The 26,681-nt window shown below is 70.9% G+C and carries 26 protein-coding genes; 10 read left to right on the top strand and 16 right to left on the bottom strand.

Annotated features, from left to right (window positions below; translation table 11 throughout):
• Positions 1-255: 255 nt before the first annotated feature.
• Positions 256-906, bottom strand: a complete 651-nt coding sequence (locus M2157_RS38745) for an HAD family hydrolase (protein ID WP_280867519.1) — start codon at positions 904-906, stop codon at positions 256-258.
• Between the two features lie 69 nt (positions 907-975).
• Between M2157_RS38745 and M2157_RS38740 the strand changes: the two genes are divergently transcribed.
• Both M2157_RS38740 and M2157_RS38735 read left to right on the top strand, forming a co-directional pair.
• Positions 976-1,335, top strand: coding sequence for a hypothetical protein (locus M2157_RS38740; protein ID WP_057614223.1), 360 nt, complete (start codon positions 976-978; stop codon positions 1,333-1,335).
• Positions 1,316-1,744, top strand: a complete 429-nt coding sequence (locus M2157_RS38735; RefSeq protein WP_280867518.1) for a hypothetical protein — start codon at positions 1,316-1,318, stop codon at positions 1,742-1,744. Before M2157_RS38740 ends, M2157_RS38735 begins: the two co-directional genes overlap by 20 nt.
• Before the next feature lie 61 nt (positions 1,745-1,805).
• On the opposite strand, the gene M2157_RS38730 is transcribed toward M2157_RS38735, so the two are convergent.
• The 3 genes from M2157_RS38730 to M2157_RS38720 form a co-directional block, all read right to left on the bottom strand.
• Positions 1,806-2,303: a GNAT family N-acetyltransferase gene (locus M2157_RS38730; RefSeq protein WP_280856454.1), complete on the bottom strand. Its 498-nt coding sequence runs from the start codon at positions 2,301-2,303 to the stop codon at positions 1,806-1,808.
• Between the two features lie 45 nt (positions 2,304-2,348).
• Positions 2,349-2,855: a sigma-70 family RNA polymerase sigma factor gene (locus tag M2157_RS38725; RefSeq protein ID WP_280856455.1), complete on the bottom strand. Its 507-nt coding sequence runs from the start codon at positions 2,853-2,855 to the stop codon at positions 2,349-2,351.
• 74 nt (positions 2,856-2,929) lie between these two features.
• Positions 2,930-4,096, bottom strand: coding sequence for a glycerophosphodiester phosphodiesterase (locus tag M2157_RS38720; protein ID WP_280856456.1), 1,167 nt, complete (start codon positions 4,094-4,096; stop codon positions 2,930-2,932).
• 371 nt (positions 4,097-4,467) lie between these two features.
• On the opposite strand from M2157_RS38720, the gene M2157_RS38715 reads away from it, so the two are divergent.
• A complete protein-coding gene (locus tag M2157_RS38715) occupies positions 4,468-5,139 on the top strand; it encodes a lysophospholipid acyltransferase family protein (RefSeq protein WP_280856457.1) in 672 nt (223 codons plus the stop codon).
• Between the two features lie 80 nt (positions 5,140-5,219).
• Here M2157_RS38715 and M2157_RS38710 read toward each other — a convergent pair whose 3' ends face one another.
• The 4 genes from M2157_RS38710 to argH all read right to left on the bottom strand — a co-directional run bounded on the left by M2157_RS38710 (position 5,220) and on the right by argH (position 9,967).
• On the bottom strand, positions 5,220-6,743 hold the full coding sequence (locus M2157_RS38710) for an MFS transporter (protein WP_280867516.1): 1,524 nt from the start codon (positions 6,741-6,743) through the stop codon (positions 5,220-5,222).
• Positions 6,740-7,306: a helix-turn-helix domain-containing protein gene (locus M2157_RS38705; RefSeq protein ID WP_280867515.1), complete on the bottom strand. Its 567-nt coding sequence runs from the start codon at positions 7,304-7,306 to the stop codon at positions 6,740-6,742. Before M2157_RS38705 ends, M2157_RS38710 begins: the two co-directional genes overlap by 4 nt.
• 83 nt (positions 7,307-7,389) lie before the next feature.
• Positions 7,390-8,361 (bottom strand): aldo/keto reductase, encoded by a 972-nt coding sequence (locus M2157_RS38700; protein WP_280867513.1) that lies wholly within the window; start codon positions 8,359-8,361, stop codon positions 7,390-7,392.
• 181 nt (positions 8,362-8,542) lie between these two features.
• Positions 8,543-9,967 (bottom strand): argininosuccinate lyase, encoded by a 1,425-nt coding sequence (argH, locus tag M2157_RS38695; protein WP_280867512.1) that lies wholly within the window; start codon positions 9,965-9,967, stop codon positions 8,543-8,545.
• Between the two features lie 197 nt (positions 9,968-10,164).
• Between argH and M2157_RS38690 the strand changes: the two genes are divergently transcribed.
• Together M2157_RS38690 and M2157_RS38685 are read left to right on the top strand one after the other, a co-directional pair.
• Positions 10,165-11,100 carry a hypothetical protein gene (locus M2157_RS38690; RefSeq protein WP_280867511.1) on the top strand — a complete coding sequence of 312 codons (936 nt, stop codon included), beginning with the start codon at positions 10,165-10,167 and terminating at the stop codon, positions 11,098-11,100.
• A 122-nt stretch (positions 11,101-11,222) separates the two neighbouring features.
• Positions 11,223-11,810, top strand: a complete 588-nt coding sequence (locus M2157_RS38685) for a pyridoxamine 5'-phosphate oxidase family protein (RefSeq protein ID WP_280856463.1) — start codon at positions 11,223-11,225, stop codon at positions 11,808-11,810.
• Here M2157_RS38685 and M2157_RS38680 read toward each other — a convergent pair whose 3' ends face one another.
• Entirely contained in the window at positions 11,811-13,253 is a 1,443-nt protein-coding gene (locus M2157_RS38680; RefSeq protein ID WP_280867510.1) for a HAMP domain-containing sensor histidine kinase, read from the bottom strand. It abuts the gene before it with no gap.
• Positions 13,250-13,990 (bottom strand): response regulator transcription factor, encoded by a 741-nt coding sequence (locus M2157_RS38675; RefSeq protein ID WP_280856465.1) that lies wholly within the window; start codon positions 13,988-13,990, stop codon positions 13,250-13,252. Before M2157_RS38675 ends, M2157_RS38680 begins: the two co-directional genes overlap by 4 nt.
• Positions 13,991-14,140: 150 nt before the next feature.
• On the opposite strand from M2157_RS38675, the gene M2157_RS38670 reads away from it, so the two are divergent.
• The 5 genes from M2157_RS38670 (at position 14,141) to M2157_RS38650 (ending at position 19,005) form a co-directional block, all read left to right on the top strand.
• On the top strand, positions 14,141-15,493 hold the full coding sequence (locus M2157_RS38670; RefSeq protein WP_280856466.1) for a ferredoxin reductase family protein: 1,353 nt from the start codon (positions 14,141-14,143) through the stop codon (positions 15,491-15,493).
• 10 nt (positions 15,494-15,503) lie between these two features.
• The gene (locus tag M2157_RS38665) at positions 15,504-15,932 is read left to right on the top strand and encodes an FMN-binding protein (protein WP_280868333.1); all 429 of its coding nucleotides are present in this window, start codon (positions 15,504-15,506) and stop codon (positions 15,930-15,932) included.
• A gap of 77 nt (positions 15,933-16,009) precedes the next feature.
• The gene (locus tag M2157_RS38660; protein ID WP_280856468.1) at positions 16,010-17,392 is read left to right on the top strand and encodes a ferredoxin reductase family protein; all 1,383 of its coding nucleotides are present in this window, start codon (positions 16,010-16,012) and stop codon (positions 17,390-17,392) included.
• Between the two features lie 28 nt (positions 17,393-17,420).
• Positions 17,421-18,212: an FMN-binding protein gene (locus M2157_RS38655; protein ID WP_280856469.1), complete on the top strand. Its 792-nt coding sequence runs from the start codon at positions 17,421-17,423 to the stop codon at positions 18,210-18,212.
• Entirely contained in the window at positions 18,205-19,005 is an 801-nt protein-coding gene (locus M2157_RS38650; RefSeq protein ID WP_280856470.1) for an FAD:protein FMN transferase, read from the top strand. The genes M2157_RS38655 and M2157_RS38650 overlap by 8 nt, the downstream gene beginning before the upstream one ends.
• Positions 19,006-19,069: 64 nt before the next feature.
• Here M2157_RS38650 and M2157_RS38645 read toward each other — a convergent pair whose 3' ends face one another.
• The 6 genes from M2157_RS38645 to M2157_RS38620 all read right to left on the bottom strand — a co-directional run bounded on the left by M2157_RS38645 (position 19,070) and on the right by M2157_RS38620 (position 26,548).
• On the bottom strand, positions 19,070-19,615 hold the full coding sequence (locus tag M2157_RS38645) for an arginine repressor (protein ID WP_266526190.1): 546 nt from the start codon (positions 19,613-19,615) through the stop codon (positions 19,070-19,072).
• Between the two features lie 19 nt (positions 19,616-19,634).
• Positions 19,635-20,822 (bottom strand): acetylornithine transaminase, encoded by a 1,188-nt coding sequence (locus M2157_RS38640; protein ID WP_280856471.1) that lies wholly within the window; start codon positions 20,820-20,822, stop codon positions 19,635-19,637.
• Positions 20,819-21,727 (bottom strand): acetylglutamate kinase, encoded by a 909-nt coding sequence (argB, locus tag M2157_RS38635; RefSeq protein ID WP_280856472.1) that lies wholly within the window; start codon positions 21,725-21,727, stop codon positions 20,819-20,821. Before argB ends, M2157_RS38640 begins: the two co-directional genes overlap by 4 nt.
• Entirely contained in the window at positions 21,724-22,875 is a 1,152-nt protein-coding gene (gene argJ / locus M2157_RS38630; protein WP_280856473.1) for a bifunctional glutamate N-acetyltransferase/amino-acid acetyltransferase ArgJ, read from the bottom strand. The genes argB and argJ overlap by 4 nt, the downstream gene beginning before the upstream one ends.
• On the bottom strand, positions 22,872-23,900 hold the full coding sequence (argC, locus tag M2157_RS38625; protein WP_280867509.1) for an N-acetyl-gamma-glutamyl-phosphate reductase: 1,029 nt from the start codon (positions 23,898-23,900) through the stop codon (positions 22,872-22,874). The genes argJ and argC overlap by 4 nt, the downstream gene beginning before the upstream one ends.
• Positions 23,901-23,965: 65 nt before the next feature.
• Positions 23,966-26,548, bottom strand: a complete 2,583-nt coding sequence (locus M2157_RS38620; protein ID WP_280867508.1) for a YfhO family protein — start codon at positions 26,546-26,548, stop codon at positions 23,966-23,968.
• Positions 26,549-26,681 lie beyond the last annotated feature (133 nt).

Here is a 26,681-nt window from a genome sequence, read left to right as displayed (position 1 = left end):
GCGGGCACATGGGTCACGTACGGCGTTCACGGCGTACGGACGTGCCGGGGCGGCTCGCTTCGGGGCGCGAGCTCAGGGGGTGGTGCGGGGGCCCTCTAACAGGCGCACATTCGACACATACAACGAGCACCGGGCGTCATGGTCGCCTCGGTCGCAAGGGTGCGGCAGCTCGTCGTGGTCATGCGATCAGTAAAGCAGACGTATGGGAGCGACCAAGAACCCCTTGTCCGAATGACGGACAACGGTGGACACGTTTCAGGACAGGACGGAGATCTCCACGCTTCCGCCGGTGACCAGTGCCGACAAGGCCGACAGATTCTCGACCACCAAGTCGGCATCGAGCTCATGGGCCTGATGAGTTGTGGTCAAGGCCACGGTGGTCATTCCGGCGGCCCGGCCGGCGCGCAGGCCCGCGGGGGCGTCCTCGAAGACGACACAACGGGCCGGGTCGACGCCGAGGTCACGCGCGGCGAGCAGATAGGGCTCGGGGTCCGGCTTGCCGCGGGTGACGTCGTCGGCGGCGACCAGTGTCTTGGGGAGGATGCCGACCGCTTCGAGACGGGCCTCGGCGAGCCGGCGGGTGGCGGAGGTGACGACGGCCCAGCGGTCGGCGGGCAGGGCGTCGAGGAAGACCCTGGTGCCGGGGAGCAGATGGACACCGCCGTTGGGTACGTCCTCCACCTCCAGCTGTTCGATCCGCGCGAGGGCCTGCGGCACGACGTCGGCGGGGAGCAGGTCGGCGGCTATCTCGACGGCCGGCCGTCCATGCAGTTCGACACGGGCGAACTCCTCGGCGGTGATGCCGAACTCCTCGGCCCAGCGCGTCCAGCAGCGGTGGACCGATTCCAGGGAGGAGACGAGGGTTCCGTCGTTGTCGAACAGGAGGGCTTCGGCATGGATCTTCATGCCGTCGACCCTACGGTGCCGTGCGGGGGCGGCCGCATCAGGCCTTTTGGACCGTAATAGGCTCGCCGCATGTTTGATGCCCTGACGCTGGTGACCGGCGTCGCCGCGCTGCTGCTGGCCGCCTGGTGCGGCTGGGCCGCGTACCGTGATCAGCCGACCAAGGACTGGCACTTCATCGGGATGGCCGTGGTGTCGGTGCTGGCGCTGGTCCAGCTGGTGATCGGGATCGTGCAGCTCGCGCGGGGCGAGAAGCCGGAGCAGGGGACGACGATCTTCGTCGCCTATCTGCTGGGGGCGTTCGCGTGTGTGCCGGCAGCGGGGATCATGTCGCTCACGGAGCGGACGCGGTGGGGATCGGTGACGGTTGCCGCCGGCGGTGTGGTGCTGGCCGTTCTGGAGGTGCGGCTCTATGACATCTGGGGAGGCTGACGTGAGTCGGCGACGGCTGACGAGTGGGCCGGGGACGCTGCTCGTCTGGCTGTACGGGGTGATGGTCGTCGGGGCGGTGTCTCGGTCCGCCGTGCAGATCTCCACGGAGTTCGACCGGGCGCCGCTGGCGTATTCGCTGTCCGCGGTGGCGGGTGTCGTCTACGGCTTCATCACGTACTCACTGGTGCGCGGCGGTGAGACTGCCCGTAAGGCGGCGCTGGTGTGCTGTGTCGTGGAGCTGCTGGGGGTGCTGACCGTGGGCACCTGGACGTTGGTGGAGCCGTCTGCGTTTCCGGATGCGACCGTGTGGTCGGACTTCGGGATCGGGTATCTGTTCATCCCCGTGCTCTTGCCGCTTTCCGCCATTTACTGGTTGCGGAAGGCTGCGCCCAAGGGGGATGCCGCCTGAGGTCTTCGGGCGGCATCCGGTCAGCCGTGGCTGGTCGCGCAGTTCCCCGCGCCCCTAAAAACTATGCAGTTGCTGCATATGTGCCTGCGGGTTTCTCCAGGACGATCATCGGGACCCCGTCCGCGCCCTCCGACGTGCCCACCGTCTGGTAGCCGACCTTGCGGTAGAGGCGGAGGTTGCCCTCGCTGCGGTGGCCCGTGAAGAGGCGGAAGCTGGTGGCGCCGCGCTCCTCCGCCAGGGCGGATTCGGCCGCCCGGAGAAGGCGGGCGCCGATGCCGTGGCCCTGGAGGCGGGGGTGGACGCAGAGTTTGCCGATGGCGGCCGAGCCGTCCTCGGTGACGCGGCCGCGGACCGAGCCGACCACCTCATCGCCCAGGCGGGCCACGAAGACGCAGTCCGCGGCCACCTCCGCGCGGACCGAGTCCAGGCTCTGGACCAGCGGATCGATGCGGTAGTTGCCGTACAGCGCCGCCTCACTCTGGAAGCACAGGTACTGCAGCCTGAAGATCTGCTCCGCGTCCTGCTCGGCCGCCGCAGAGATGGTCACGCTCATGCCCATGTGCGCACGCCTCCCGCTCACCTGATCGCCTGTCGTCCCCCACTCCTATCCCCGCCCCCGGCGTGTCGCAACCTCCGGTGTGAGCAATCTGCGAAGACATCCCAGGCATCTGGAACGTTCCGGACCAAGACTGCCCTGTGAGATACCCAACTCCCCCGCGATCTCCCGGTAAGTGAGGTCCCGCGGGGAGAGGAGGGCCGCCATGAGCGAGGGGCAGCGGCCGGGCAGTCGGCGCACCGCGTCGTGCAGGGCCCTGCGGCGGGCCGCCGCGAGGGTGAGCTGTTCGGGGGTGCGCTCGTCGTCGGCCACGGGTTCGGTGTCGTACGGCCGTTCCAGGCGGGTCGTACGACGGCTGCGGCGGGACTCGGAACGGACGGCGCGGCGGAGCCAGCCGGGCGGGTCGAGGGGCGGGCCCTGGGTCTCCAGATGCTCCAGGAGGCGGAGCCACACCGCCTGCTCCAGGTCGGCCGGTTCCGTACCGGTGGCATGTGCCTCCGCGGAGGCCTCGGCGGTCAGCAGCGGGCGCAGGGTCGTGACCAAGTCGTGCGTCATATGCGGTACGACCCGGCCGCCCGGGCCGGGGTTGCCCGGGCGGCGGTAAGTCACCCCGATCGGGGCACGGTGGCTCAGCCGTTGACGAAGTCCGCGCGGGCGAGGACGCCCGTGTCCGCGTTGTCGGTGAAGACGCCGTCGATGCCGGTGGCGAAGTACCTCTTGAAGGCGCCGAAGGCGTCTCCGTAGGCGTCCGCGTCCGTGCCCCTGCGGTACTCCGCCGGCAGGAAGGGGTTCTCGTTGCGCATGGTGTAGGGGTGCAGGATCAGTCCGACCTTGTGGGCGTCGGCCACGAGGGTCGTCTCCTTGTCGAGACTGCCGTCCGCCTTCTTCGTGATGACCAGGTCGAGGGTCGGGCCGATGCCCTGGGCGTAGCCCGCGATCTCCCTGAGGCCCTTGGGGGTGATCAGGTCGGCGACGGTGCGCGGGTCGCCCGTCGCGACGAAGTCCCAGGGGCGGGTGGTCGCGGCGGACAGGAGCACGACGAGGGGGTTGTCGACCAGCTTGTTCAGGCGCTGGATGCTGGTCGGCTCGAAGGACTGCAGGATGACCGGGGAGTTCCGCTTGTCCTTGCCGTGCTGGTGCAGGAGCTTCGCGACCCGCTCCTCGAGCCCTAGGCCGAGGCCCCGGAAGTAGGTGGGGTGCTTGGTCTCGGGGTAGATCCAGACCTGCTTGCCGCGCTTGCGGGTCTGCTCGTCCTGCCACTTCAGGACTTCCTCGAAGGTGGGGATGGACCAGCGGCCGTTGTAGAGCGTGTTGTGCGGGCGGTTGGCCGGGATGCGCTCGATCGCGCGGAGCGTCTTGAGCTCGGCGAGCGTGAAGTCCTCGGTGAACCAGCCCGTCGTGGAGACGCCGTCGAGGACCTTGGTGGTCCTGCGGCCGGCGAACTCGGGGTGGTCGGCGACGTTCGTGGTGCCGCCGATCTCCGGCTCGTGGCGGCAGACCAGGTGCCCGTCCCTGGTGGGGACGAGGTCGCCGGCCTCGACGATGTCGGCGCCCAGGTCGAGGGCCAGCTGGTAGGAGCCGAAGGTGTGCTCGGGGCGGTAGCCGCTGGCGCCCCGGTGGCCTATGACCGTCGGCACGGGCAGGCTCTTCAACCCGCCGGCGTGCCCCGTGGACCCGGCTCCGGCGGCTCTCGCCGTACCGGACAGGCCCAGGACCGCTCCCCCGGCGCCGAACATCGCGGCCCCGAGAAGTGCCCGCCGTCCGGTGCCGTCCGTGTGCTCGTCCTGCGATCCCATGTGGACCCCTCCTGCCGTCGCCTCTTCGATGCGGGCCGATCGTAGGTGCGTGTCCATGACGGACGGGAGACCTCCGGCGGAACACGCGGGTGACGCGGGATGTCGCATGGGAACAGATGTCTGACGATTCGTCGGCTTCGGGACCGGACGGCGGGGTACGCGTCGATCGGGGCGACCTCCGTCACATCGTTCCGCCCTGGTTTCCGGGAGGCAACGGGGTCCATCCGCAGGTAAACGAGTGTCAACAGTGCGTAAGACATCGGTGAACCGCGGGCGGTCGATGTGCGCGATCCCCCGAGCCGCGAGTAATGTCCTCACCTGCACAGACTCATACAGTTTCCCTGGCCGTTCTCTTGACACCGGAGGGCCCGTTGTCCCGCTTCGCGCTCATCAAGGCAGTGCTCGGACCGATCATGCGCCTGATGTTCCGCCCACAGGTGGAGGGCGTGGAGCACATCCCGGGCGACGGTCCCGTCATCCTGGCCGGCAACCACCTCACCTTCATCGACTCGATGATCCTTCCGCTGGTGTGCGACCGGCAGGTGTTCTTCATCGGCAAGGACGAGTACGTCACCGGCAAGACCCTCAAGGGCCGGCTCATGGCCTGGTTCTTCACCGGCGTCGGCATGATCCCGGTGGACCGCGACGGCGGTCGCGGCGGAGTCGCCGCGCTGATGACCGGCCGGCGGGTGCTGGAGGAGGGGAAGGTCTTCGGGATCTACCCCGAGGGAACGCGGTCGCCCGACGGCCGGCTCTACCGGGGGCGCACCGGTATCGCCCGTCTGACGCTCATGACGGGGGCACCGGTGGTTCCCTTCGCGATGATCGGCACGGACAAGTTGCAGCCGGGGGGTGCGGGGATGCCCCGCCCGGGGCGGGTCACGGTCCGCTTCGGTGAGGCGATGGAGTTCTCGCGCTACGACGGCATGGACCGGGACCGGTATGTGCTGCGGGCCGTGACGGACTCCGTGATGACCGAGGTCATGCGGTTGTCCGGGCAGGAGTACGTGGACATGTACGCCACCAAGGCGAAGGCCGCGTAAGGGTTCGTTGCCGGGTGCGGCGCCGTCGGGGCTGGTCGCGCTCACGCGGCGGAGCCGCAGATCGATACAGCCCCGCGCCCCTAAGGGCGGCTGTCGAGCCGTTGGTCCTTCAGCATGAACCACGCGGCCACTGCCGTCGCGAGCAGGACCGCTGCTCCGGCGCCGGCGGCGAGGGCGAGGCCGTCGACGAAAGCCTCTCGGGCCGACGCCAGAAGGTCCTGAGCCGAGTTCGCCGGCATGCCGGACGCTGCCTCCACGGCGCCGCCGAGTGACTCGTGTGCGCCTTCCGGTGTGCCTGCCGGAGACGCGAACTCCCGGTACACGCCCGTCACGATCGAGCCCAGTACCGCGATGCCCAGGGCCGCGCCCAGTTCGTACGCCGTCTCCGAGACCGCCGACGCCGCTCCCGCCTGTTCCTTCGGGACGCTCGACAGGATGACGTCCGCCGTCACCGTGAACGAGAAGCCCGCGCCCACGCCGACCACCAGCAGGGCGGCGCCCAGCATGGGGTAGCCCGTGGACTGGTCGAGCAGGGTCAGTGACGCCAGGGCCAGACCGATGGCCGCGAGGCCGCCCGCGACCACCGCGCGTACCGAGTAGCGGCGCGCCACCGTGCCCGCGACCAGGCCCGCCGCCACCGCGCCCACCGCTGCGGGGAGTTCGGCCAGCCCCGCCTCCAACGGGCCTCTGCCCTGGACGAGTTGCAGGTACTGGGAGAGGAAGAAGACCAGCCCGGAGAGGCCGAGGATGGTCAGGAGGTCGGCCAGGACGGCGCCGCTGAAGCCGTGGTTGCGGAAGAGGCGCATGTCCAGCAGGGGCGCGGGGAGGGTGAGCTGGCGGCGGACGAAGGCGTACAGGGCCGCCGCTCCGAGGGCTCCGGCGGCGACCGGCTCCCACGTGATGCCGTGCGCGGCGGTCTCCTTGACGGCGTAGACCACTCCGATCATGCCGACCAGGGACAGCGCGACGCCGGCCATGTCCCAGGGGCCCGGGTTCGGGTCGCGGGACTCGGGCAGGAACCTGATGCCGACGACGACCAGGACCGCCATCACGGGCAGGTTGATCAGGAAGACCGAGCCCCACCAGAAGTGCTCGAGGAGGAAGCCGCCGACGATGGGGCCGATCGCCGTACCGGCGGAGGCGGCCGCGCCCCAGATGCCGACGGCGAGGCTGCGTTCGCGCGGGTCGTGGAAGAGGTTGCGGATCAGGGCCAGGGTCGCGGGCATCAGGGTCGCGCCGGCGACGCCGAGCAGCGCCCGCGCCAGGATCAGCAACTCCGGTGTCGTCGCATAGGCGTTGAGGACCGATATCGCGCCGAACGCCGTCGCGCCCAGCAGCAGGATCCGCTTGCGGCCGATGCGGTCGCCGAGGCTGCCCATCGACACCAGCAGGCCCGCGATGACGAAGGAGTAGACGTCACCGATCCACAGGAGCTGGGTGCCGGTGGGCTCGAGGTCCTCGCTGATGTACGGGGTCGCGAGGCCGAGGACGGTCGCGTCGACGGCCACCAGCAGCACGGCGAGCACCAGGACGGACAGCGCGAGCCAACGGCCGGGACGCTTCACCGCCTCGGTCGCGGTCGCCGGCTGCAGGGTGCTGGTCATGATTCCTCTATCGGTCGTGCGGAATGACGTAGTGCGCCACCGAGCAGCAGCTCGACGGTCATGTGGTGGAAGTCCTTGGGGGCGCCCTTGCCGCTCTGGAGCAGCCAGACGGCGGAGGCGAGCAGGCCGAACAGGGCCTCGGTGAGCCAGACGGGCGTGAGGTCGATCCGGAACTCGCCGCTCTGCTGGCCGCGCCGGAACAGGGCGGAGATGCGGGCGTCGATCCGGGCCCAGCCGTCGTGCTGCTCCTCGCCCTCGAAGAGCTGGTTCTCCGTGTAGAGGAAGGCGAGAAGTCCGGCCGCGGGTTCGGCCTCGCGGACCAGGCGCCGTACGGCTTCGCTCGCCGGCCCCTCGTCCAGGCGCGCGGCGTCGAGCGCTTTCTCGCACTCCTCGATGCCGAGCGATTCCAGTGCCCGTACGAGCGCGTCGCGTCCGGCGAAGTGGCGGTGCAGCGTGGCCCGGCTGATCCCGGCGGACTTGGCGACCTCGTCCATGGTCGCGGTGGATCGGCGCGTCAGCAGGGCCGCGGCACTGCGCAGCACGTGGTCACGGTCGACAGCCATGAGACAACCATAACCCATATGAGACATTGATGTCTCACCACGGGCACGGCTGTCTCATGCGCGACCGCTGATCAGAGGTCTCGTCAGTGCCAGGGCAGCCCGCGGCGGCGCTCCCAGTACGCGCCCGGCTCCTCCGCCAGCCCCGCCAGCCGGGACAGCTGCTCGTCGTCGAGGTCCACGACGGCCGCGTGCAGGTTGGACGCGAGCTGGACGGTGGTGGCGGCCCCCGAGAGGACGACTCCGGCCCAGGGCTGACGGAGGACGAGCGCGAGGGCCACGGCGTCGCAGCCCAGGGAGGTTTCCGCCGCTACGGCCTTCAGGGCGTCCGGGGCGTGCGGCTCGGCGAGCCTGCCGTTGGCCATGCCCTCCTTGACGATCACCGTGAGGCCCGCGTCGTGGGCTTCGGCGAGGGCGGGGGCGGCCGAGGTCTCCAGGGCGTTGTAGGTCGACTGGACGGTACGGAAGAGCGGCTCGCCGTCGACCGTCACGGCGAGGGCGGCGCGGATCGTGTCCGCCTGGGCGGGGCCGCTGGTGGAGAAGCCGATCGAGATGCCCTGGGCGGCCGTCTCGGCGAGCCTCGCGTGGAGTTCCTTGTCGGTGAGGGCCGGGCTGTCCGGGGTCACCGAGTGGATCTGGTAGAGGTCGAGGCGGTCGCCGAGCAGTTCGGCGGATTCGGCGCGCTGGCGGTCGTAGGTCTGGACGCTGTGGTCCTTGACCTCGTGGTGTTCGGCGTCGGTGGTCCAGTCGGCGGTGTAGGTGTAGCCCCACTTGCTGCCGACGACCACGTCGTCGATGCCGGGGTTCTTGTCGAGCCAGTCCGCGAGGAACTCCTCGGAGCGGCCGTAGGAGCGGGCCACGTCGAAGTAGCGGACGCCCTGGAAGTAGGCGGCGTCGAGGAGTTCGTGGGTGCGGGTGCGGAGGGTCTCCACGCTGCGGTCGTCTCCGAGGTCTTCGTCCCGGCCGAGGTTGATGTAGCCGGGGCGTCCGACGGCGGCGAGGCCGAGTCCGATGTGGCAGGTGGGGGTTGTCGCTGCGGCCAGTCGGGCGAAGGGCATCGCGGGCTCCGTTCGGTCGGGTCCGGTACGGCTGTCCGACCAACGTAACCCGCGATGACCTTCGGTGACGGAACCGCGCGCCCAAGAGCTCGGTGGGTACCGGCTTGTGGGCGGGCGCGGGTCCGTCGTGGCTTGTCGCGCTCACGCGGCGGAGCCGCACATCGATACAGCCCCGCGCCCCTTAACTGCGTTCTGCCCACCGGTGCTGAGCGGCCACGTCCGCCTTCACTTCCGCCAGCTGGACCGCCACCGCGCTCGGGGCCGTGCCGCCCCTGGCGTTGCGGGAGGCCAGGGCGCCGGGGACGTTGAGCACCGAGCGCACCTCCGGGGTCAGGTGGGCGGAGATCTTGGCGAACTGGTCGTCCGTCAGATCGCTCAGTTCCTTGCCCTCGGCCTCCGCCGCCTTGACGCACTCGCCGGCCACCTCGTGGGCCACCCGGAAGGGGACGCCCTGCCTGACCAGCCACTCGGCGATGTCGGTGGCGAGGGAGAAGCCGGCCGGAGCCAGTTCCTCCATGCGCTCGCGGTTGACCGTGAGGGTCGCCATCATGCCGGTGAAGGCGGGGAGCAGGACCTCCAGCTGGTCGCAGGAGTCGAAGACCGGCTCCTTGTCCTCCTGGAGGTCGCGGTTGTAGGCGAGGGGCAGGGCCTTGAGCGTGGCCATCAGGCCCGTCAGGTTGCCGATCAGGCGGCCGGACTTGCCGCGCGCCAGCTCCGCGATGTCCGGGTTCTTCTTCTGCGGCATGATCGACGAGCCCGTGGAGAACGCGTCGTGCAGGGTCACGAAGGAGAACTCCTTCGTGTTCCAGATGATGATCTCCTCGGCGATCCGGGAGAGGTTGACGCCGATCATCGCGGTGATGAAGGCGAACTCGGCGACGAAGTCACGGGAGGCCGTGCCGTCGATGGAGTTGCCGACGCTGCCGCGCTCGAAGCCGAGGTCCTTCGCGACCGCCTCCGGGTCCAGGCCCAGGGAGGAACCGGCCAGGGCGCCCGAGCCGTACGGAGAGACGGCCGTGCGCTCGTCCCACTGGCGCAGCCGCTCCGCGTCCCGGGACAGGGACTGGGCATGGGCCAGGACGTGGTGGGCGAACAGGACCGGCTGGGCGTGCTGGAGGTGGGTGCGGCCGGGCATCGCCACGTCCGGGTGGGCCTCCGCCAGGCCGATCAGCGCGTCCTGGAGCTCGGCGATCAGGCCGCCGATGATGCGGGCGTGGTCCCGCAGGTACATGCGGAAGAGGGTCGCGATCTGGTCGTTGCGCGAGCGGCCCGCGCGCAGCTTGCCGCCGAGGTCGGGGCCGACACGCTCCAAGAGGCCCCGCTCCAGGGCCGTGTGGCAGTCCTCGTCGGCGATCGTGCCCACGAAGGAACCGTCGGCCACGTCGGCTTCGAGCTGGTCGAGCCCCGCCTGCATGCGCTGGAGCTCGTCCTCGCTCAGCAGTCCCGCCTTGTGCAGCACGCGCGCGTGGGCACGCGAACCGGCGATGTCGTAGGGCGCCAGCCGCCAGTCGAAGTGGACGGACGCGGACAGCTTGGCCAGGGCCTCGGCGGGACCGTCGGCGAAACGGCCGCCCCAGAGCCGGACGTCACCGCTGTTGCTGCTCACTTGCGTTGCTCCTCACGGCTGCACTCAACGTTATGCATGATTATGCAGAGTCCTGCATGATTCGTCAATCCGAGGTCCGGTCGGCGAGGAATTTGCGCTCCCTTTGAACACGGGAAACCGCTTGCCCGTACTTCCCGCCGAACGCAGGCGCCGCGTTTGTCAACGAAGACCACCCCGACCCCGAGTGAGGCATCCGCATGTCCAGGGCTCTTCCTAAGTACAACAAGCGCCGCGTGGCGATCATTGGCGGCGCCGCCGCCGTGGCACTGACCGGGGCGATCGTCGCCGGTTCCGCCCTCGCCGGGGAGACCTCCAAGAGCGGCACCGCCACCGCCCGCACGCTGGCCGACGCCGGCAGCATCACGTGCCCGGACGTGGCCTCCCAGCTGCCGGAGATCCCGGCCACCGCGCAGGCCGAGGTCGACCGCAACCTGACCCTGCTCCAGACCCAGATCGACGAGGCCAACAAGCGGCTCGTCGACACCGTCGGCCAGGGCGGACCCAACTTCGTCCAGAACGCCATCCTCGGCCCGCTGGAGGACAAGCGGATCGCCACGGTCAACCGCATCGCCACCGCCATCGGCCGTACGGCCGACAAGCCGCAGGGCCTCGACGCCCTGGCTCCCTGCGCCCTCAACGGCGGCGGTGCCGCCGGCGCGGGTGAGGAGGCGGGCGCGGGTGCGGAGGCCGGGGCCGGCGCGGAGGCGGGCGCGGGTGCGGAGGCCGGGGCCGGCGCGGAGGCGGAGGCCACGCCGAGCGAGGCGGCCTCGGAGGCGGCAGGCGGCGCCGAGGACACCGGGAACGCGGAGGGTGCGGGCGACGCGGGTGAGGCCGCCGGCGCGGGCGCCATCTCCTGCCCGGACGTGGCCTCGCAGCTTCCCGCGATCCCCGCCACCGCGCAGGCCGAGGTGGACCGCAACCTGGCGCTGCTCGACACGCAGCTCGCCGAGGCGAACAAGCGGCTCGTCGACACCGTCGGCCAGGGCGGTCCGAACTTCGTCCAGAACGCGATCCTCGGCCCGCTGGCCGACAAGCGGAACTCGACCATCGACCGCATCGCGATCTCCATCGGCCGTACCGCGGAGAAGCCGCAGGGCCTCGGCTCCCTGGCCGCCTGCACGCTCACCCAGTGAGGTGACAGGCGCTGTGGCCGCCCCGCGTGAGCGCCGGCCGGGGCGGCCACGGGCGTCCTCCCGCGAGGGGAACGCCCGAATTCCTTAGACAGGCGAAAGATCTGCGCCCATAATGCGTGGACATGGGAAAGACCTATGAGCGCATAGACGGCCGGCTCCGCTCGTTCATCGAGGCGCAGCCCCTCTTCTTCACCGCGACCGCGCCCCTGTCCGGCGACGGCACGGTCAACCTCTCCCCCAAGGGACTGCGCGGCTCCTTCGCGATCCTCGACGAACTCACCGTGGCCTACCTCGACTTCGCGGGCTCCAACGCCGAGACGGTCGCGCATCTGCGGGAGAACGGCCGGATCACCCTCATGTGGTGCGCGTTCCAGGGGCCGCCGAACATCGTCCGGGTGCACGGGCGCGGTGAGCCGGTCTTCCGGGACGACCCGCGCTTCGAGGAACTGCTCTCCCACTTCCCGGACATCGACCCGACGGCGCACGGTCTGCGGGCGATCGTCGTCGTGACGGCCGAACTGGTCCGCGACTCCTGCGGTTACGCGGTGCCGTACATGGCGTACGAGGGCGACCGCGAGCTGCACGGCAAGCGGTTCGCGCGCGAGGACGACGCCTCGCTCAGCGAGTACTTCAGCAAGAAGGAGCACATCGCCACGAGCCTGGACGGCCTGCCGGGGCTGCCGTTGCCGTTGCCGCCGTCCACGATCTGATCACGCGTCACCGATCCGGACGGTGAACGTCGTCGATCCCGGCCCGCTCTCCAACGTCACGCTACCCCCGTGCGCCTCCACCACCGCCGCCACGATCGACAGCCCCAGGCCCGCGCCGCCGGTCTCCGCCTTGGTGCTGCGGTCGGCTCGGGTGAAGCGTTCGAAGACGCCTGGCTGGATGTCCTCGGGAATGCCGGGGCCGTCGTCGTGGACCTTCAACGACGCCGTGGTGCCGTCGGTCTCCAGGGTCACCGTCACCTTGGTGCCGGCGGGGGTGTGCAGCCGGGCGTTGGACAGCAGGTTGGCCAGGACCTGCTGGAGGCGGTGTGCGTCGCCCGTCACCGTGACCGGGTCCTCGGGGAGGTCCAGTTCCCAGCGATGACCGGAACCCGTGGCCCGCGCGTCCGTGAGGGCGTCGAGGACCAGACGGGTGAGGTCGACGGGGGCTCTCTCCAGGGGGCGGCCCGCGTCCAGACGGGCCAGCAGGAGCAGGTCGTCGACCATCGCGCCCATGCGGGTCGACTCGGCGGCGATGCGTTGCAGGGCCCGGGTGATCTCCGGCGGCAGCGGGCCGGGGTGCAGCAGGGCGAGTTCGGCGTGGCCGCGCACCGAGGCGACCGGGGTGCGCAGTTCGTGGCTGGCGTCGGCGGCGAAGCTGCGCAGCCGTTCCTCGCTGGCGTGGCGTTTGGTGAGGGCGTCCTCGACATGGCCGAGCATGCGGTTGAAGGCGCCTGCGACCCGGCCCACCTCGCCGCGCGGGTCGGACTCGGGGGCGCGGGGCGGAAGGGCCACCTCCCCGCTGGCCAGCGGGAGTTCGCTGACCCGGGTGGCGGTGGCGGCGACCCGGCTGAGCGGGCGCAGGGACCAGCGCACCCACAGGGCGCCCGCGACACCGGCGGCGGTGAGGGCGGCGCCGAAGACGATCCCGGCGACCAGCTCCAGGCGGTGCACGGCGGCCTCGACGGGCTCCAGGGGCATCCCCGTGATCAGGACATCGCCGTCCAGTCCCCGGGTGGCGATCACCCGGTAGTCGTCCAGGGCGGAGAGGCCGACGCTGTGGCCCCGGCCGTCGGCCGGGACGGCCGCGAGCCGCTGCCGGTCGGCGGCGGTCAGGGCGACGTTCAGGGTGCCGGTGGGGCGGACCACCGCGGCATTGGTGACCGTGCCGTCCACCAGCCGGGCGCCGAACGTGCCCGTGGCCTGTCGGCGGGTGTCGGCGTGCTCGTCGCCGTCGTGGTCGTCCTTCTTCGGCTCCTCCTTATGCTCCAGGCTGACCGCGAACCTGTTCCCGGCCTCGGTCAGCTGCTCGTCGAGCCTGCTGGTGAGAAAGCCGTTCAGCTCCACGACGGCGGCCAGCCCGACGGCGGCACAGCTCACCGCTAGGAGCACCAGGAGCCCGAGGGTGAGCCGGGCCCGCAGCGTGTGCGGCCGCAGGCTTCTCATGGCGTCACCGGTTTGATCACGTACCCCGCTCCGCGCACGGTGTGGATCATCGGCTCGCGGCCGGCGTCCACCTTCTTGCGCAGATACGAGATGTACAGCTCGACGACATGGGCGCGGCCGCCGAAGTCGTAGGACCACACCCGGTCGAGGATCTGCGCCTTGCTGAGCACGCGGCGCGGGTTGCGCATGAGGAAGCGCAGCAGCTCGAACTCGGTCGGGGACAGTTCGATCAACTCGCCGCCGCGGGTGACCTCGCGGGCCTCCTCGTCCATGACCAGGTCGCCGACGGTCAGCCGGGGGCCCTCGTCGAGCTGCCGGGCCATGCCCGCGCGGCGCAGCAGTCCGCGCAGCCGGGCGACGACCTCCTCCAGGCTGAAGGGCTTGGTGACGTAGTCGTCGCCGCCCGCCGTGATGCCCTTGATGCGGTCCTCGACCGCGTCCCGGGCGGTCAGGAAGAGCACGCACACGTCCGCCTTCACGGTGTGCAGGGCGCGCAGGACCGCGAAGCCGTCGGTGTCCGGGAGCATCACGTCCAGGACGACGGCGTCGGGCAGCAGCTCCCGGGCCGCGGCCACCGCCGAGGCGCCGTCGCCGGCCGTGCGGACCTGCCAGCCCTCGTAGCGCAGGGCGCCGGAGAGGACCTCGGCGAGGTCCGGGTCGTCGTCGACGACGAGGACCCGCAGCGGGGTGCCGTCGGGGCGGGTGAGAGCGGGGCGGCCGGAGCGTGCGGTGTTCATGACCTCTCCAGGATCACCCCTGGCCGGGGCGGCGGGGGTCCCGGGAAGCTCTGAGTTTCCTCTGAGTGCGCTCTGCGGGGTGCCCGTTCAGAGGGTCCTGAGAGGTTCCCCTCGCACAGTGGTGTCCCGGACAGGCGAAAGGACGCACCTATGACCACCGTGTACGAGCGGCGGGCCGCACCGGCCGTGGCGCCGCCCGCGCGCCGCTCCCCCGCGGGTGCCGTGCTCGCCCTGCTGTGGGCCGGGGCGGCGGCCGTGATCGCCCTGTGGTGGGCGGACACCGGTTCCGTGGTCGGTACGGCCGGGTGGCTGACCGGCGCCGGGCGGATCGCCGGGCTGCTGTGCGGGTACGCCTGCGCGGTGCTGGTGGGTCTGATGGCGCGGGTGCCGGTGCTGGAGCGGCAGGTGGGTTCGGACCGGGTGGCCCGCTGGCACGCGATGGCCGGGCGCTACACGGTCTGCCTGCTGCTCGCGCACATCGGGCTGATCCTCTCCGGGTACGCGGCTCAGGACGGCGCCTCGCTGTGGCACGAGACCGTCACGGTGGTCCTGGACTATCCGGAGATGCTCAAGGCGACCGCCGGCACGGTGATCCTGATCGCGGTCGGTGTCACCTCCGCGCGAGCGGTGCGCCGCCGTACCGGCCACGAGTTCTGGTACTACGTCCATCTCCTCACCTACGCCGCCGTGTTCCTCGCCTTCGGCCACCAGCTGGCCCTCGGGAACGACTTCAACGGCAACACCGCGGCCACGGCGGCCTGGTACGCGCTCTACCTCGGTGTCGCGGCCCTGGTGCTGTGGTTCCGGATCCTCGCGCCGGTGCGGCTGAACCTGCGGCACCGGCTGCGGGTGGAGTCCGTGCACCAGGAGGCACGGGGCGTGTGGTCCGTCGTCGTACACGGCCGGGAGCTGGACCGACTCGGCGCGCGGGCGGGGCAGTTCTTCCGCTGGCGGTTCCTCGCCGCGGGGCTGCGGTGGACCTCGACGCCGTACTCTCTGTCGGCACCGCCCCGGCCCGACCGCATGCGGATCACGGTCAAGGCGCTCGGCGACCACAGTACGGCCCTGGCCATGCTGCGGCCGGGCACGCGGGTGTGGGCGGAGGGGCCGTACGGATCACTGACCGCCGAGCGGCAGACCTCGTCCAGGACTCTGCTGATCGGGGGCGGGGTCGGCATCACCCCGCTGCGGGCGCTGTTCGAGACGCTGCCGGGCGAGGTCACCCTCCTGTACCGGGCGCGCACGGTCGAGGACCTCGCGCTGGGCGGGGAGTTGGAGGCCGTGGCGCGGTGGCGCGGGGCGAAGGTGCACTACCTGCTCAACGGGCCGGAGGGGCAACGTCCGCGTATCACCGCCGAGTCGCTGCGGGCGGCCTTCCCCGGCCTGGCCGGTCACGACGTCTACCTCTGCGGCCCGCACGGGTTCGCCCGGGAGGTGTACGAGGAGCTGCGCGCCGCGGGAGTTCCCGATGGCCGTATCCACCACGAATCCTTCGAGCTGTGAGGCCTCACCCGTGCACGCGTTGAAGAAGAACCGCCCGCTGCGCCGGATCCTGCTGGCGAGCGCCGCCACCGTCTCCGGCATGGTGATGCTGCTGTCGCTGAAGCCGCACACCTCGCCCGCTCTCGCGGTGACGTCCGGGTCAACGGCCCCCGCGGTCAAGGGAACCCGCACCGTCACCGGCGACTCCGTCCAGACCCGCTGGGGTCCCGTACAGGTCCGCGTCACCGTGAAGAACGGCAAGCTCACCGACGTGACCGCCGTCGCCTATCCCACGGACAATCCCCGGGACCAGGAGATCAACAGCTACGCGCTTCCGCGGCTGCGGACCGAAGCGCTGCAAGCCCAGAGCGCCGACATCGACACGGTCTCCGGGGCCACCTACACGAGCGACGGTTACCGCCAGTCACTCCAGTCCGCACTGGACTCCGCGGGCAGCTGAACACACCGGCGTCACGGCACGTATCTGAGGACCAAGGGAACACGCCCACCCCCCTTGCCCCCGTCCCCGGAGGAAACGTGACCACGACGCTCGCAGGCGGCCGCGCCGCCCGCCGCCAGACGATGCGCCGCATCCGCCCGCGCCGTTCCCCGGCGACCGTCCTGCTGCTCGCCGTATGGGCGGGCGCGGTTGGTGTGCTGTGGCTGTGGTGGCACAACACACCGTCCGTCGCCGACGACAACAGCAAGATCCTCAACGCGGGCCGGATCACCGGTCTGCTGGCCGGCTATCTGATGGCGCTCGTGGTGCTGCAGATGGCCCGGGTGCCCGCGCTGGAACGCCGGGTGGGCTCCGACCGGGTCGCCCGCTGGCACGCGATGACCGGCCGCTACACCCTCTGCCTGGTCGTCGCCCACGTCTTCCTGATCATGTGGGGTTACGCCCTGCAGGCGGGCAAGGGGCTCGGCGACATCGTCCAGCAGACGATGGACTCCATCAACCAGCTGCCGGACATGGGCAAGGCGGCCATCGGCACCGGTCTGCTGTTCCTCATCGGCCTGATGTCGATCGGCGGGGTGCGCCGCAGGATCCCGTACGACACCTGGTACCACGTGCACCTGCTGACGTACGCGGCGGTCTTCCTGACCTTCTGGCACCAGCTGACCACCGGCAACGACTTCGCGGTCGAGCCGGTCGCCAAGACCGTCTGGTACGCGCTGTACGGCACGGTCACCGCGCTGGTCGTCTGGTACCGGATCCTCACGCCGATCAGGCTGAACCTGCGCCACCGGATGTATGTCGAGGCGGTCGTCGAGGAGACGCCGGGTGTCGTGTCCGTGCTGATCGGCGGGCGCAAGCTGCACCGGATGGGCGCGGAGGCGGGCCAGTTCTTCCGCTGGCGCTTCCTCGCGCCGGGCATGCGGTTCAGCTCCCACCCGTACTCGCTGTCGGCGGCGCCCCGGCCGGGCATGCTGCGGATCACGGTGAAGGCGATCGGCGACCACAGCGAGCGGCTGCGCGAGCTGGTGCCCGGCACCAAGGTGTGGGCCGAGGGACCGTACGGCGCGCTCACCGCCCAGCGCCGCAGCCGGGGCAAGGTGCTGCTGGTGGCCGGCGGGGTCGGCATCACGCCGATGCGGGCCCTGTTCGAGACGCTGCCGGGCGCGGCCGGTGACATCACCCTGCTGTACCGGGCCAACACCACCCAGGACCTGGCCCTGTGGGACGAGCTCGCCGCCATCGCGGACGAGCGCGGCGCCCGGCTGATGTACGCGGTCAACAGTCCGGACGGGGAGCGCCCGGACATCTCCGCGGAGTCCCTCCAGCGCAAGCTCCCCGACATCGACAAGCACGACGTGTTCATGTGCGGGCCGAACGGTTTCGCGCAGTCCGTGTACGAAGCACTGCGCGGCGCGGGTGTGCCCGCCCGCCGCATCCATCACGAGTCGTTCGAGATGTGACGACGGTAATTCAGGAGCTGTTGAAGCGATGAGGAAGTCTCACCCCGTCCGTCGAGTCGTGCTCGCGACCGCCGCCACCGTCTCCGGTGTCGTGCTGATGCTGTCGCTGAAGCCGTCCTCGGACCCGGCGTCCGCCCAGGCGGGCGGAACGATCCCGCAGCAGACGGCGGCAGCGCAGGAGTCGGCCCAGGGCGGCGCCGGGGCGGCCGCCGGCGGCGCGGTCACCGGGGACGTGGTCCAGACCCAGTACGGTCCCGTCCAGGTCCGTATCACCGTCAGTGGCAACAAGATCACCAAGGCCGAGGCGGTCCAGGCGCCCAAGGGCGGGGAGAGCGACGCGAAGACCGCTCTGTCCATTCCGAAGCTCACCCAGGACACGCTCGCCAAGCAGTCCTCGCAGGTCGACACGGTCTCCGGGGCGACCTATACGAGCGAGGGCTACAAGAAGGCGCTCCAGTCGGCGATCGACAAGGCGAACGAGGCGGCCTCACAGGCGCAGCCGTCGGCTCAGCCGTCCCAGACCGCGGGCGGCAGCGCCGGGGCGGCCGCCAAGACGGTGACCGGTGCCGTGTCGCAGACCCAGTACGGCCCGGTCCAGGTCCGGATCACGGTCAGCGGCGGCAAGATCACCAACGCCGAGGCGGTGCAGGCGCCCAAGGGCGGGGAGAGCGACCAGAAGACGGCGCTGTCCATTCCGAAGCTCAACCAGGAGGCCGTGGCGGCCGGCAGCGCGGACATCGACTCGGTCTCCGGGGCCACCTACACCAGCGAGGGCTACAAGAAGTCGCTGCAGTCGGCGCTGGACCAGGCCGGTGGCTGACACGGTGGCCGAGTCGGCACAAGCTCCCGCCGCGGTGCGTCACGCGGAGGAGGTCATGGGGACGGTCTTCTCCTTCGACGTCCGCGGCGGGGAACCCCTTGCCGTGCAGACGGCACTGCGGGAGGCGGTGGCGGAACTGCACCGCGTGAACGAGGTGTTCAGCACCTACCGCGACGACAGCCAGGTCTCCCGCCTGGCCCGCGGCGAGCTGACGGTCGCCGAGTGCGACCCGGACGTGGCCGAGGTGCTCGAACTCGGCGCCGAGGCCGAGCGGTTGAGCGACGGCTGGTTCAGCCTGCGCTACGAGGGCCGCCTCGACCCCACCGGCATCGTCAAGGGCTGGGCGGTGGAACGCGCGGCCCGTCGTATGGCTCTCGCGGGGGCGACCGGGGTGAGCGTCAACGGCGGCGGAGACGTCCAGCTGCTGGGCGTACCGGGCCCGGAACGCCCGTGGCGCGTCGGCGTCTCGGACCCCCTGCGCCCAGGGGGCCTCGCGGCAGTGGTCTCGGCGGCGGGCGCGGCCGAGCTGGCCGTGGCGACTTCCGGCACGGCGGAACGCGGCGCCCACATAGTCGACCCCCGCACGGGCCACTCCGCGGTGACCGACCTGGTGGCGGTGACGGTGGTGGCCCCCACAGTGACCTGGGCGGACTGCTGGGCAACAGCAGCTTTCGCGATGGGTTCGAGAGAGGGCCTGGCGTGGCTGGAGAGCCTGCCGGACGTGGAGGCGCTGCTGATCACGGCGGGCGATGAGGTGAGGTGTACCGGGGGCCTCGCAGCCAGGCTCGGGTGATTTTATTAGGGGCGCGGGGAACGGCGCGACCAGCCCCCACTCACCCGCACCCGACGAACAACCTTCAGTGCCCGTTCTGAGCCAACCGCAACAAATGCTCAGCCAGCGCCTGACCCCCCGTAGGGTTCCGGCTGATCAACATCAACGTGTCGTCACCGGCAATGGTGCCCAGAATGTCGTGCAGCTCGGCCTGATCAATCGCCGACGCCAGGAACTGCGCAGCCCCCGGAGGAGTCCGCAGCACCACGAGATTCGCCGAAGCCTCCGCGGAGATCAGCAGCTCCTGAGAGAGCCGCCGCATCCGCTCCTCCTTGGCGGACTCCCCCAACGGCGCCCGAGGGGTCCGAAAACCCCCCTCACTGGGCACCGCGTAGATGAGATCCCCGTCGTTGTTACGGATCTTCACCGCGTTCAGCTCGTCGAGGTCCCGGGAGAGCGTCGCCTGCGTGACGCTCAGCCCGTCGTCGGACAGCAGCTTGGCCAACTGGCTCTGTGACCGAACCGGTTGCCGGTTGAGGATGTCCACGATCCGGCGGTGGCGCGCGGTACGCGTCTGCGGCACGGCAGGCCCCGCGGCGCCGTTGTGCTCGTGATCCTGCGCATGACTCATCGTCGTCTCATTCTCCGGATCATCCGTCTCCCTCGGCGACACCCAGGATGCCGGGGAGAGCCTGAACAAGCGCGTCCACTTCGTCGTCGCCGAGGTTCAGCGGCGGCATCAGCCGTACGACATCGGGGGCGGGCGCGTTCACCAGGAATCCGGCCTCCTGAGCCGCCTGCTGCACCTTCGGCGCGAGCGGCTCGGTGAGCACGATACCCAGGAGGAGCCCCGCACCCCGGACATGGGAGATCAAGGGGTGTCCGAGTGACTCGATTCCGTCCCGCAGCCTCTCGCTCTGCTGCTTGACGTTCTCCAGCAACCCGTCGCTCGCGATGGTGTCGAGGACGGCGAGACCGGCGGCACACGCGACCGGGTTCCCGCCGAACGTCGTCCCGTGCTGCCCCGGCTGCAGCAGTTCCGCGGCCCGCCCGAAGGCGACGGTCGCGCCGAGCGGCAGTCCGCCGCCGAGCTGCTTGGCGAGGGTGACGACGTCCGGGAGGACGCCCTCGTGGGCCTGGTACTCGAACCAGTGTCCGGTACGGCCGATGCCGGTCTGCACCTCGTCGAGGACCAGCAGCGCGCCCTTGGCCGCCGTGATCGCCCGGGCCGCCTTGAGGTAGCCGGCCGGGGGCACCACGACGCCGTTCTCGCCCTGGATCGGCTCGATGACGACGAGCGCGGTGTCCTCGGTGACCGCGGCGGCCAGCGCCTGCGGGTCGCCGTACGGCACATGCGTGACGTCGCCCGGCAGCGGCAGGAAGGGGGTCTGCTTGGCGGGCTGGCCGGTGAGCGCGAGGGCGCCCATGGTCCGGCCGTGGAAGCCGCCCTCGGTCGCGACCATGTGGGTGCGCCCGGTCAGCCGGCCGATCTTGAAGGCCGCCTCGAGGGACTCGGCGCCGGAGTTGCAGAAGAAGACCTTGCCCTCCCGGCCGAAGAGCTGGAGCAGCCGTTCGGCGAGGGTGACGGTCGGCTCGGCCATGAAGAAGTTGGAGATGTGGCCGAGGGAGGCGATCTGCCTGCTGACCGCCTCGACGATCGCCGGGTGGGCATGGCCCAGCGCGTTGGTGGCGATGCCGCCGACGAAGTCGAGGTACTGCTTGCCCTCGGCGTCCCAGACCTTGAGTCCCGCACCGCGGACGAGTGGGAGGCGCGGGGTGCCGTAGTTGTTCATGAGCGAGCCCTGCCAGCGCTGGGTCAGCTCCTGATTGTCGGTCATACGGCATCCCCCTCTTGTGCGTCCGGCACGACCATCGTGCCGATCCCCTCGTCGGTGAAGATCTCCAGCAGGATCGAGTGCTGGACCCGCCCGTCGATGACCCGGGCCGTGGTCACGCCGTTGCGCACGGCGTGCAGACAGCCCTCCATCTTCGGGACCATGCCGGAGCTCAACTCCGGCAGCAGCTTCTCCAGTTGGGAAGCCGTGAGGCGGCTGATCACCTCGTCGCTGTGCGGCCAGTCCTCGTAGAGGCCCTCGACGTCCGTGAGGACCATGAGGGTTTCGGCGTCAAGAGCAGCAGCGAGTGCCGCAGCCGCCGTATCAGCATTGACGTTGTAGACATGTCCGTCGTCCTGGCTACGGGCGATCGACGAGACGACCGGGATACGGCCGTCGGCGAGCAGTGCCTCGATGGCGCCCGTGTCGATCGCGGTGATCTCGCCCACCCGCCCGATGTCGACCAACTCTCCGTCGATCTCGGGCCGGTGCTTGGTGGCGCTGATGGTGTGCGCGTCCTCGCCGGTCAAGCCGACGGCGAGGGGCCCGTGTTCGTTGAGCAGATTGACCAGCTCGCGCTGCACCTGCCCGGCCAGCACCATCCGTACGACGTCCATGGCGTCCTCGGTGGTGACCCGCAGGCCGGCCTTGAACTCGCTGACGATGCCGTGCCTGTCGAGTGCGGCGCTGATCTGCGGGCCGCCGCCGTGCACGACGACCGGCTTGAGCCCGGCGTGGTGCAGGAAGACGACGTCCTGGGCGAAGGCGGCCTTCAGGTCCTCGTCGATCATGGCGTTGCCGCCGAACTTGATGACCACGGTCTTGCCGTTGTGGCGGACCAGCCAGGGCAGCGCCTCGATGAGGATCTGGGCCTTGGGCAGTGCGGTGTGCTTTCGAGTAGTGCTCATGACGAGTACGCGCTGTTCTCGTGGACGTAGTCGGCGGTGAGGTCGTTGGTCCAGATCGTGGCGGTCTCGGACCCGGCGGCGAGGTCCGCCACGATGTGCACCTCGCGGTAGCGCATGTCGACCTTGTCGCGGTCCTCGCCGACGCCGCCGTTCTTGCACACCCAGACGCCGTTGATGGCGACGTTGAGCCGGTCGGGCTCGAAAGCGGCCTTCGTGGTGCCGATCGCGGAGAGCACGCGGCCCCAGTTGGGGTCCTCACCGTGGATCGCGCACTTGAGGAGGTTGTTGCGGGCGATGGAGCGGCCGACCTCGACGGCGTCGTCCTCGGTGGCCGCGTTCACGACCTCGACCTTGATGTCCTTGCTGGCGCCCTCGGCGTCCCGGATCAGCTGCTGGCCGAGGTCGTCGCAGACGGTCCGTACGGCCTCGGCGAACTCCGCGTATTCCGGGGTGACTTCGGAGGCACCGGAGGCGAGCAGCAGCACGGTGTCGTTGGTGGACATGCAGCCGTCGGAGTCGACGCGGTCGAAGGTGGTCCGGGTGGCGGCCCGCAGGGCCCTGTCCAGGGCCCCGCTCTCCAGGTCCGCGTCGGTGGTGAGGACGACCAGCATGGTGGCGAGGCCGGGGGCGAGCATGCCCGCACCCTTGGCCATGCCGCCGACGGTCCAGCCGTCCTTGGTCACGACGGACGTCTTGTGGACGGAGTCGGTGGTCTTGATGGCGATGGCGGCCTTCTCACCGCCGTGCTCGGACAGTTGAGCCGCGGCGGCCTCGACTCCCGGCAGGAGCTTGTCCATCGGGAGCAGGAGGCCGATGAGCCCGGTGGAGGCGACGGCCACCTCACCCGCGCCGATGTCCAGCACCTCGGCGACCTTCTCGGCGGTGGCGTGTGTGTCCTGGAAGCCCTTGGGGCCGGTACAGGCGTTGGCGCCACCGGAGTTGAGGACCACGGCCGACAGCCGGCCGCTCTTGAGGACCTGCTCGGACCACAGCACCGGCGCGGCCTTCACACGGTTGGAGGTGAAGACGCCGGCGGCGGCGCGGCGGGGCCCGGTGTTGACCACGAGGGCCAGGTCCGGGTTGCCGTTCTCCTTGATTCCGGCGGCGATGCCCGCCGCCTGGAATCCCTTGGCTGCCGTGACGCTCACGGTGCGACTCCGATCGTGGAAAGACCGAGCTCCTCGGGGACACCGAGGGCGATGTTCATGCTCTGGACGGCACCGCCCGCGGTGCCCTTGGCCAGGTTGTCGATGGCGCTGATCGCGATGATGCGGCCCACGGACTCGTCGAGGGCGACCTGGATCTGAACGCCGTTCGAACCGTAGACGGACGCCGTGGCGGGCCACTGGCCCTCGGGGAGCAGATGGACGAAGGGCTCGTCGGCGAAGGCCTTCTCGTACGCGGCGCGGACGGACTCGGCGGTGACGCCGGGCTTCGCGGAGGCGCTGCACGTGGCGAGGATGCCGCGGGGCATCGGCGCGAGGGTCGGTGTGAAGGAGACCCTCACCCTGGAGCCGGCGGCCGCGCTGAGGTTCTGGACGATCTCGGGCGTGTGCCGGTGGCCGCCGCCGACGCCGTACGGCGACATCGAGCCCATGACCTCGCTGCCCAGCAGGTTCGGCTTGGGTGCCTTGCCCGCGCCGGAGGTGCCGGAGGCGGCGACGATCACGGCCTCGTTCTCGGCGATGCCGGCGGCGTAGGCCGGGAAGAGGGCGAGCGTGACGGCGGTCGGGTAGCAGCCGGGCACCGCGATGCGCCTGGTCCCGGTGAGCCGGGCGCGGGCACCCGGCAGTTCGGGAAGGCCGTAGGGCCAGGTGCCGGCGTGCGCGGAGCCGTAGAACTTCTCCCAGTCGGCCGCGTCCTCGAGCCGGAAGTCGGCGCCCATGTCGACGACGAGGACGTCCGGGCCGAGCTGTTCGGCGACGGCGGCGGACTGTCCGTGGGGCAGAGCCAGGAAGACGACGTCGTGTCCGGCGAGGACATCCGCCGTGGTCTCCTGGAGTACCCGGTCGGCCAGCGGCAGCAGGTGCGGCTGCAGGGTGCCGAGCCGCTGTCCGGCGTTGGAGTTGCCGGTCAGGGCGCCGATCTCGACCTCGGGGTGCGCCAGGAGCAGCCGCAGGACCTCACCGCCCGCGTATCCGCTCGCTCCGGCCACCGCCGCACGTACCGCCATGTCATCCTCCTCCTGGATGGCATGACTATACGTTTCGCTGCACGTTTATGCAACCACATGCATACTCACGCCCTCCGCCGACGCAGGGCCCCGAACGCGCCGAGCCCGGCGAGAGCGACGAGCGCACCGCCCCCGACCGCCGTCCCCAGCCGCAGACCGGGCGGATGGAAACTGCAGGTGACACTCGACGAGGTGCCGTCGAGCGGCACGGCGATCAGCCCGTGGTACTCCTGCGCGGGTACGGCGGCCGCGTCACCGGCGGCGCAGCGCCAGCCGGCGATCCGGGGCGCGGCCACGACGGCGACGCCCTCGCTGCCCGCCGGGAGCTGGGCCCTGATGGTGCCGCCGGAGCCGGAGACGGTCACCTTGGTGGCGCCGGTGGCCTTGAGCTGTCGTACGACGGTGTGCAGGCGGCCGGTGTCCAGGCAGCCGACCGCCTGGTCCGGCACGACGCCCATCCGGTTCGGGGACAGCTCGATCGTCAGGCGCCCGGAGTCCGGGACCGTGCCGAGCCGCTGCATGGCGGCGATCTTGGTGAGGGGATGGTAGTCGGCCCTGAACCGTCCCGTCAGGCCGTGGGCAAAGGGGCCGGTGAGCCGCGCGGTGCCCGCGAAGTACGGCGCCCAGAGGTAGACCTCGCTGCCCGCCCGGCACCGGGCGGTGATCGTCGCCCTGCCGCCGATGCGCACCCCCTGCCGCTGGTCTGTGCTGCGGTCCGGCCGCTTCCCGGCGCCGTTGAGGACGGTGATGCGGGGCAGGGTGTAGACGCGGGCGCCCAGCAGCAGCTCCTGGTTGCGGTACGGCGACGGCCCGAAGGCACCGGTCGCGGCGGACGGCCGTACCGTCACCACGGGCGGGACGTCCTCGCGGGTCACGGTCTCCCCGGTGCCGTCCTGCGGGAACCAGTTCTGGTGCGGGTCCGGCGGGGAGTGCACCCGGGCGCCGACGGAGAAGAGGACGTCCGTCACCGCGTTGTCGAGGCTCTGGAGGCTGCGGCCGCCGGAGGTCCAGCCGCCGCCGAGGGCGGTGAGCGTGCTGCTGAGCACGGCGGAGGTGTGGCTGCTGTAGTACTGGGCGCCCTGCCCGCCGACCTCCAGCGGGTCGTTGCCGACGGTCTGTTCCCGGCCAGGGTCGGTGCGGTAGTGGGGCCAGCCGTCGGCCTGCGCGACCGCGTCGGCCTGGTCCTGCTGCCGGGCGCCCCAGGGGGCGTAGTCGTCCATGTGCCCGAACCGCATCCGGGTGGCCACGGCGTCGGTGGCGGTGGCCTCGCCCAGCTGCGCCCCGACGAGCAGTACGGCGGCGAGCGCCGCCGGGGCCATGCGCAGTACCGGTCGCTTGCGGCCCAGCAGGATCAGCCCGAGCAGCGCGCCCAGGGCCGCCATCAGGAACACCGGCCAGGCGAAGGAACGGACCAGCTGACTCCCGCTCGCGACGACCGCGATCAGCGCGAGCAGTCCGGCCGCCGCGCCCAGGGCCCGCCGGTCGAGGGGGCCGTAGGAGAGCGTGTGCCAGGCGGCGATCACCAGCAGCGCGCACACCACGAAGGTCTGGCGGTACGAACTGCCCTGCGGTTCGGCGAAGGCGTGCCAGAGCAGATGGGTCGGGCCCCACTGCATCGACACGGTCACGACGAGCACCAGCAGCGTCCACCCCGCGCGCACCCGGCGGGGTGCCGCACGGTGGAAGGGCAGGGCGAGGGCGAGCAGCAGGGCCGTGGTGCCGACGAAGAGGGCCGGGGAGCCGAAGCTGTACGTCGTCGGCAGCAGTCGCGCCAGCAGGTCCTCCGCGCCCACCGGAGCGAACCGGGTGAAGCGGCCCTCGGAGGCGTGCGCGCTGCCGAAGTACACGACCGTCACCAGGGGTGCGGCCAGGCCCATGCCGAGCGCGAAGGTCGAGGCGGCCCGGCCCGCGGCGGTGAGCCTGCGGCGGCGGGGCAGGTCGGCCAGCCACAGGCGCAGCAGGAACACGAGAGCGGCGGCGAGGGTGGCCATGTACGCCGTGTAGAAGTTGGCGATCCAGGCGGCCGTCACGACCAGCACCCCGACGAGCGGGCGCCTGCCGCTCAGGACCCACTCGCCGACCAGGCACAGCAGCGGCAGGGCGATCAGCCCGTCGAGCCACATGAGGTTGTACGAGGCGGTCGCCACGGTCCATCCGCACAGGGCGTAGGACGAGCCCAGCAGGCCTGCCCCCCACCAGCGCCCGGGGCGCAGCCTCAGCAGCAGCCAGGCCATGGCGGCACCGGCGCACGCGATCTTCAGCACCGTGATCACGTACACCGCGAGGTCGATCTCGTCCCTCGGGAACACCGCCACGAGCAGGGCGAACGGGCTGGTGAGGTAGGTGCCGAGGTCGGGCAGGAAGCTGGTGCCGAATCCCGACTGCCAGTTGACGAGGAGCCCGCCGGTGCCGCGCCCGTGCAGCAGGTCCCACAGGTGCGCGTGGAACGGCACGTACTGGTTTCCCAAGTCGTTGACGTTCCGGGTGCGCGGCCCGAAGGGATAGCTGCGGGCTACGGCGTCGGCCGCGCAGAGCACGACGACGGTGATCGTCGCCGCCAGCAGAGCGGCCTGCCCCGGTCCGGGCGGAGGCCGCTCACCTATGTGGTCGTCCGCGGTCTTCGGTTCGGGCGGGATGGTCAGTCGCACGCCCTGTTTGCTGGTCAATTCAGGCCCCCGTCCGGGGCGTTCACCCCGTGCGTTGTTGCTGCGCCGATTTAGACGAGGGGTGCATACGGTTGGTTGTCCGACCGCCGATGGCGGTGAAGTGAACTCCGTACGA

This window comes from Streptomyces sp. SAI-127 (assembly GCF_029894425.1).
GTDB lineage: Bacteria > Actinomycetota > Actinomycetes > Streptomycetales > Streptomycetaceae > Streptomyces.
Note: the sequence above shows the minus strand (reverse complement) of the source record. Positions and strands in the feature narration are given on the sequence as shown.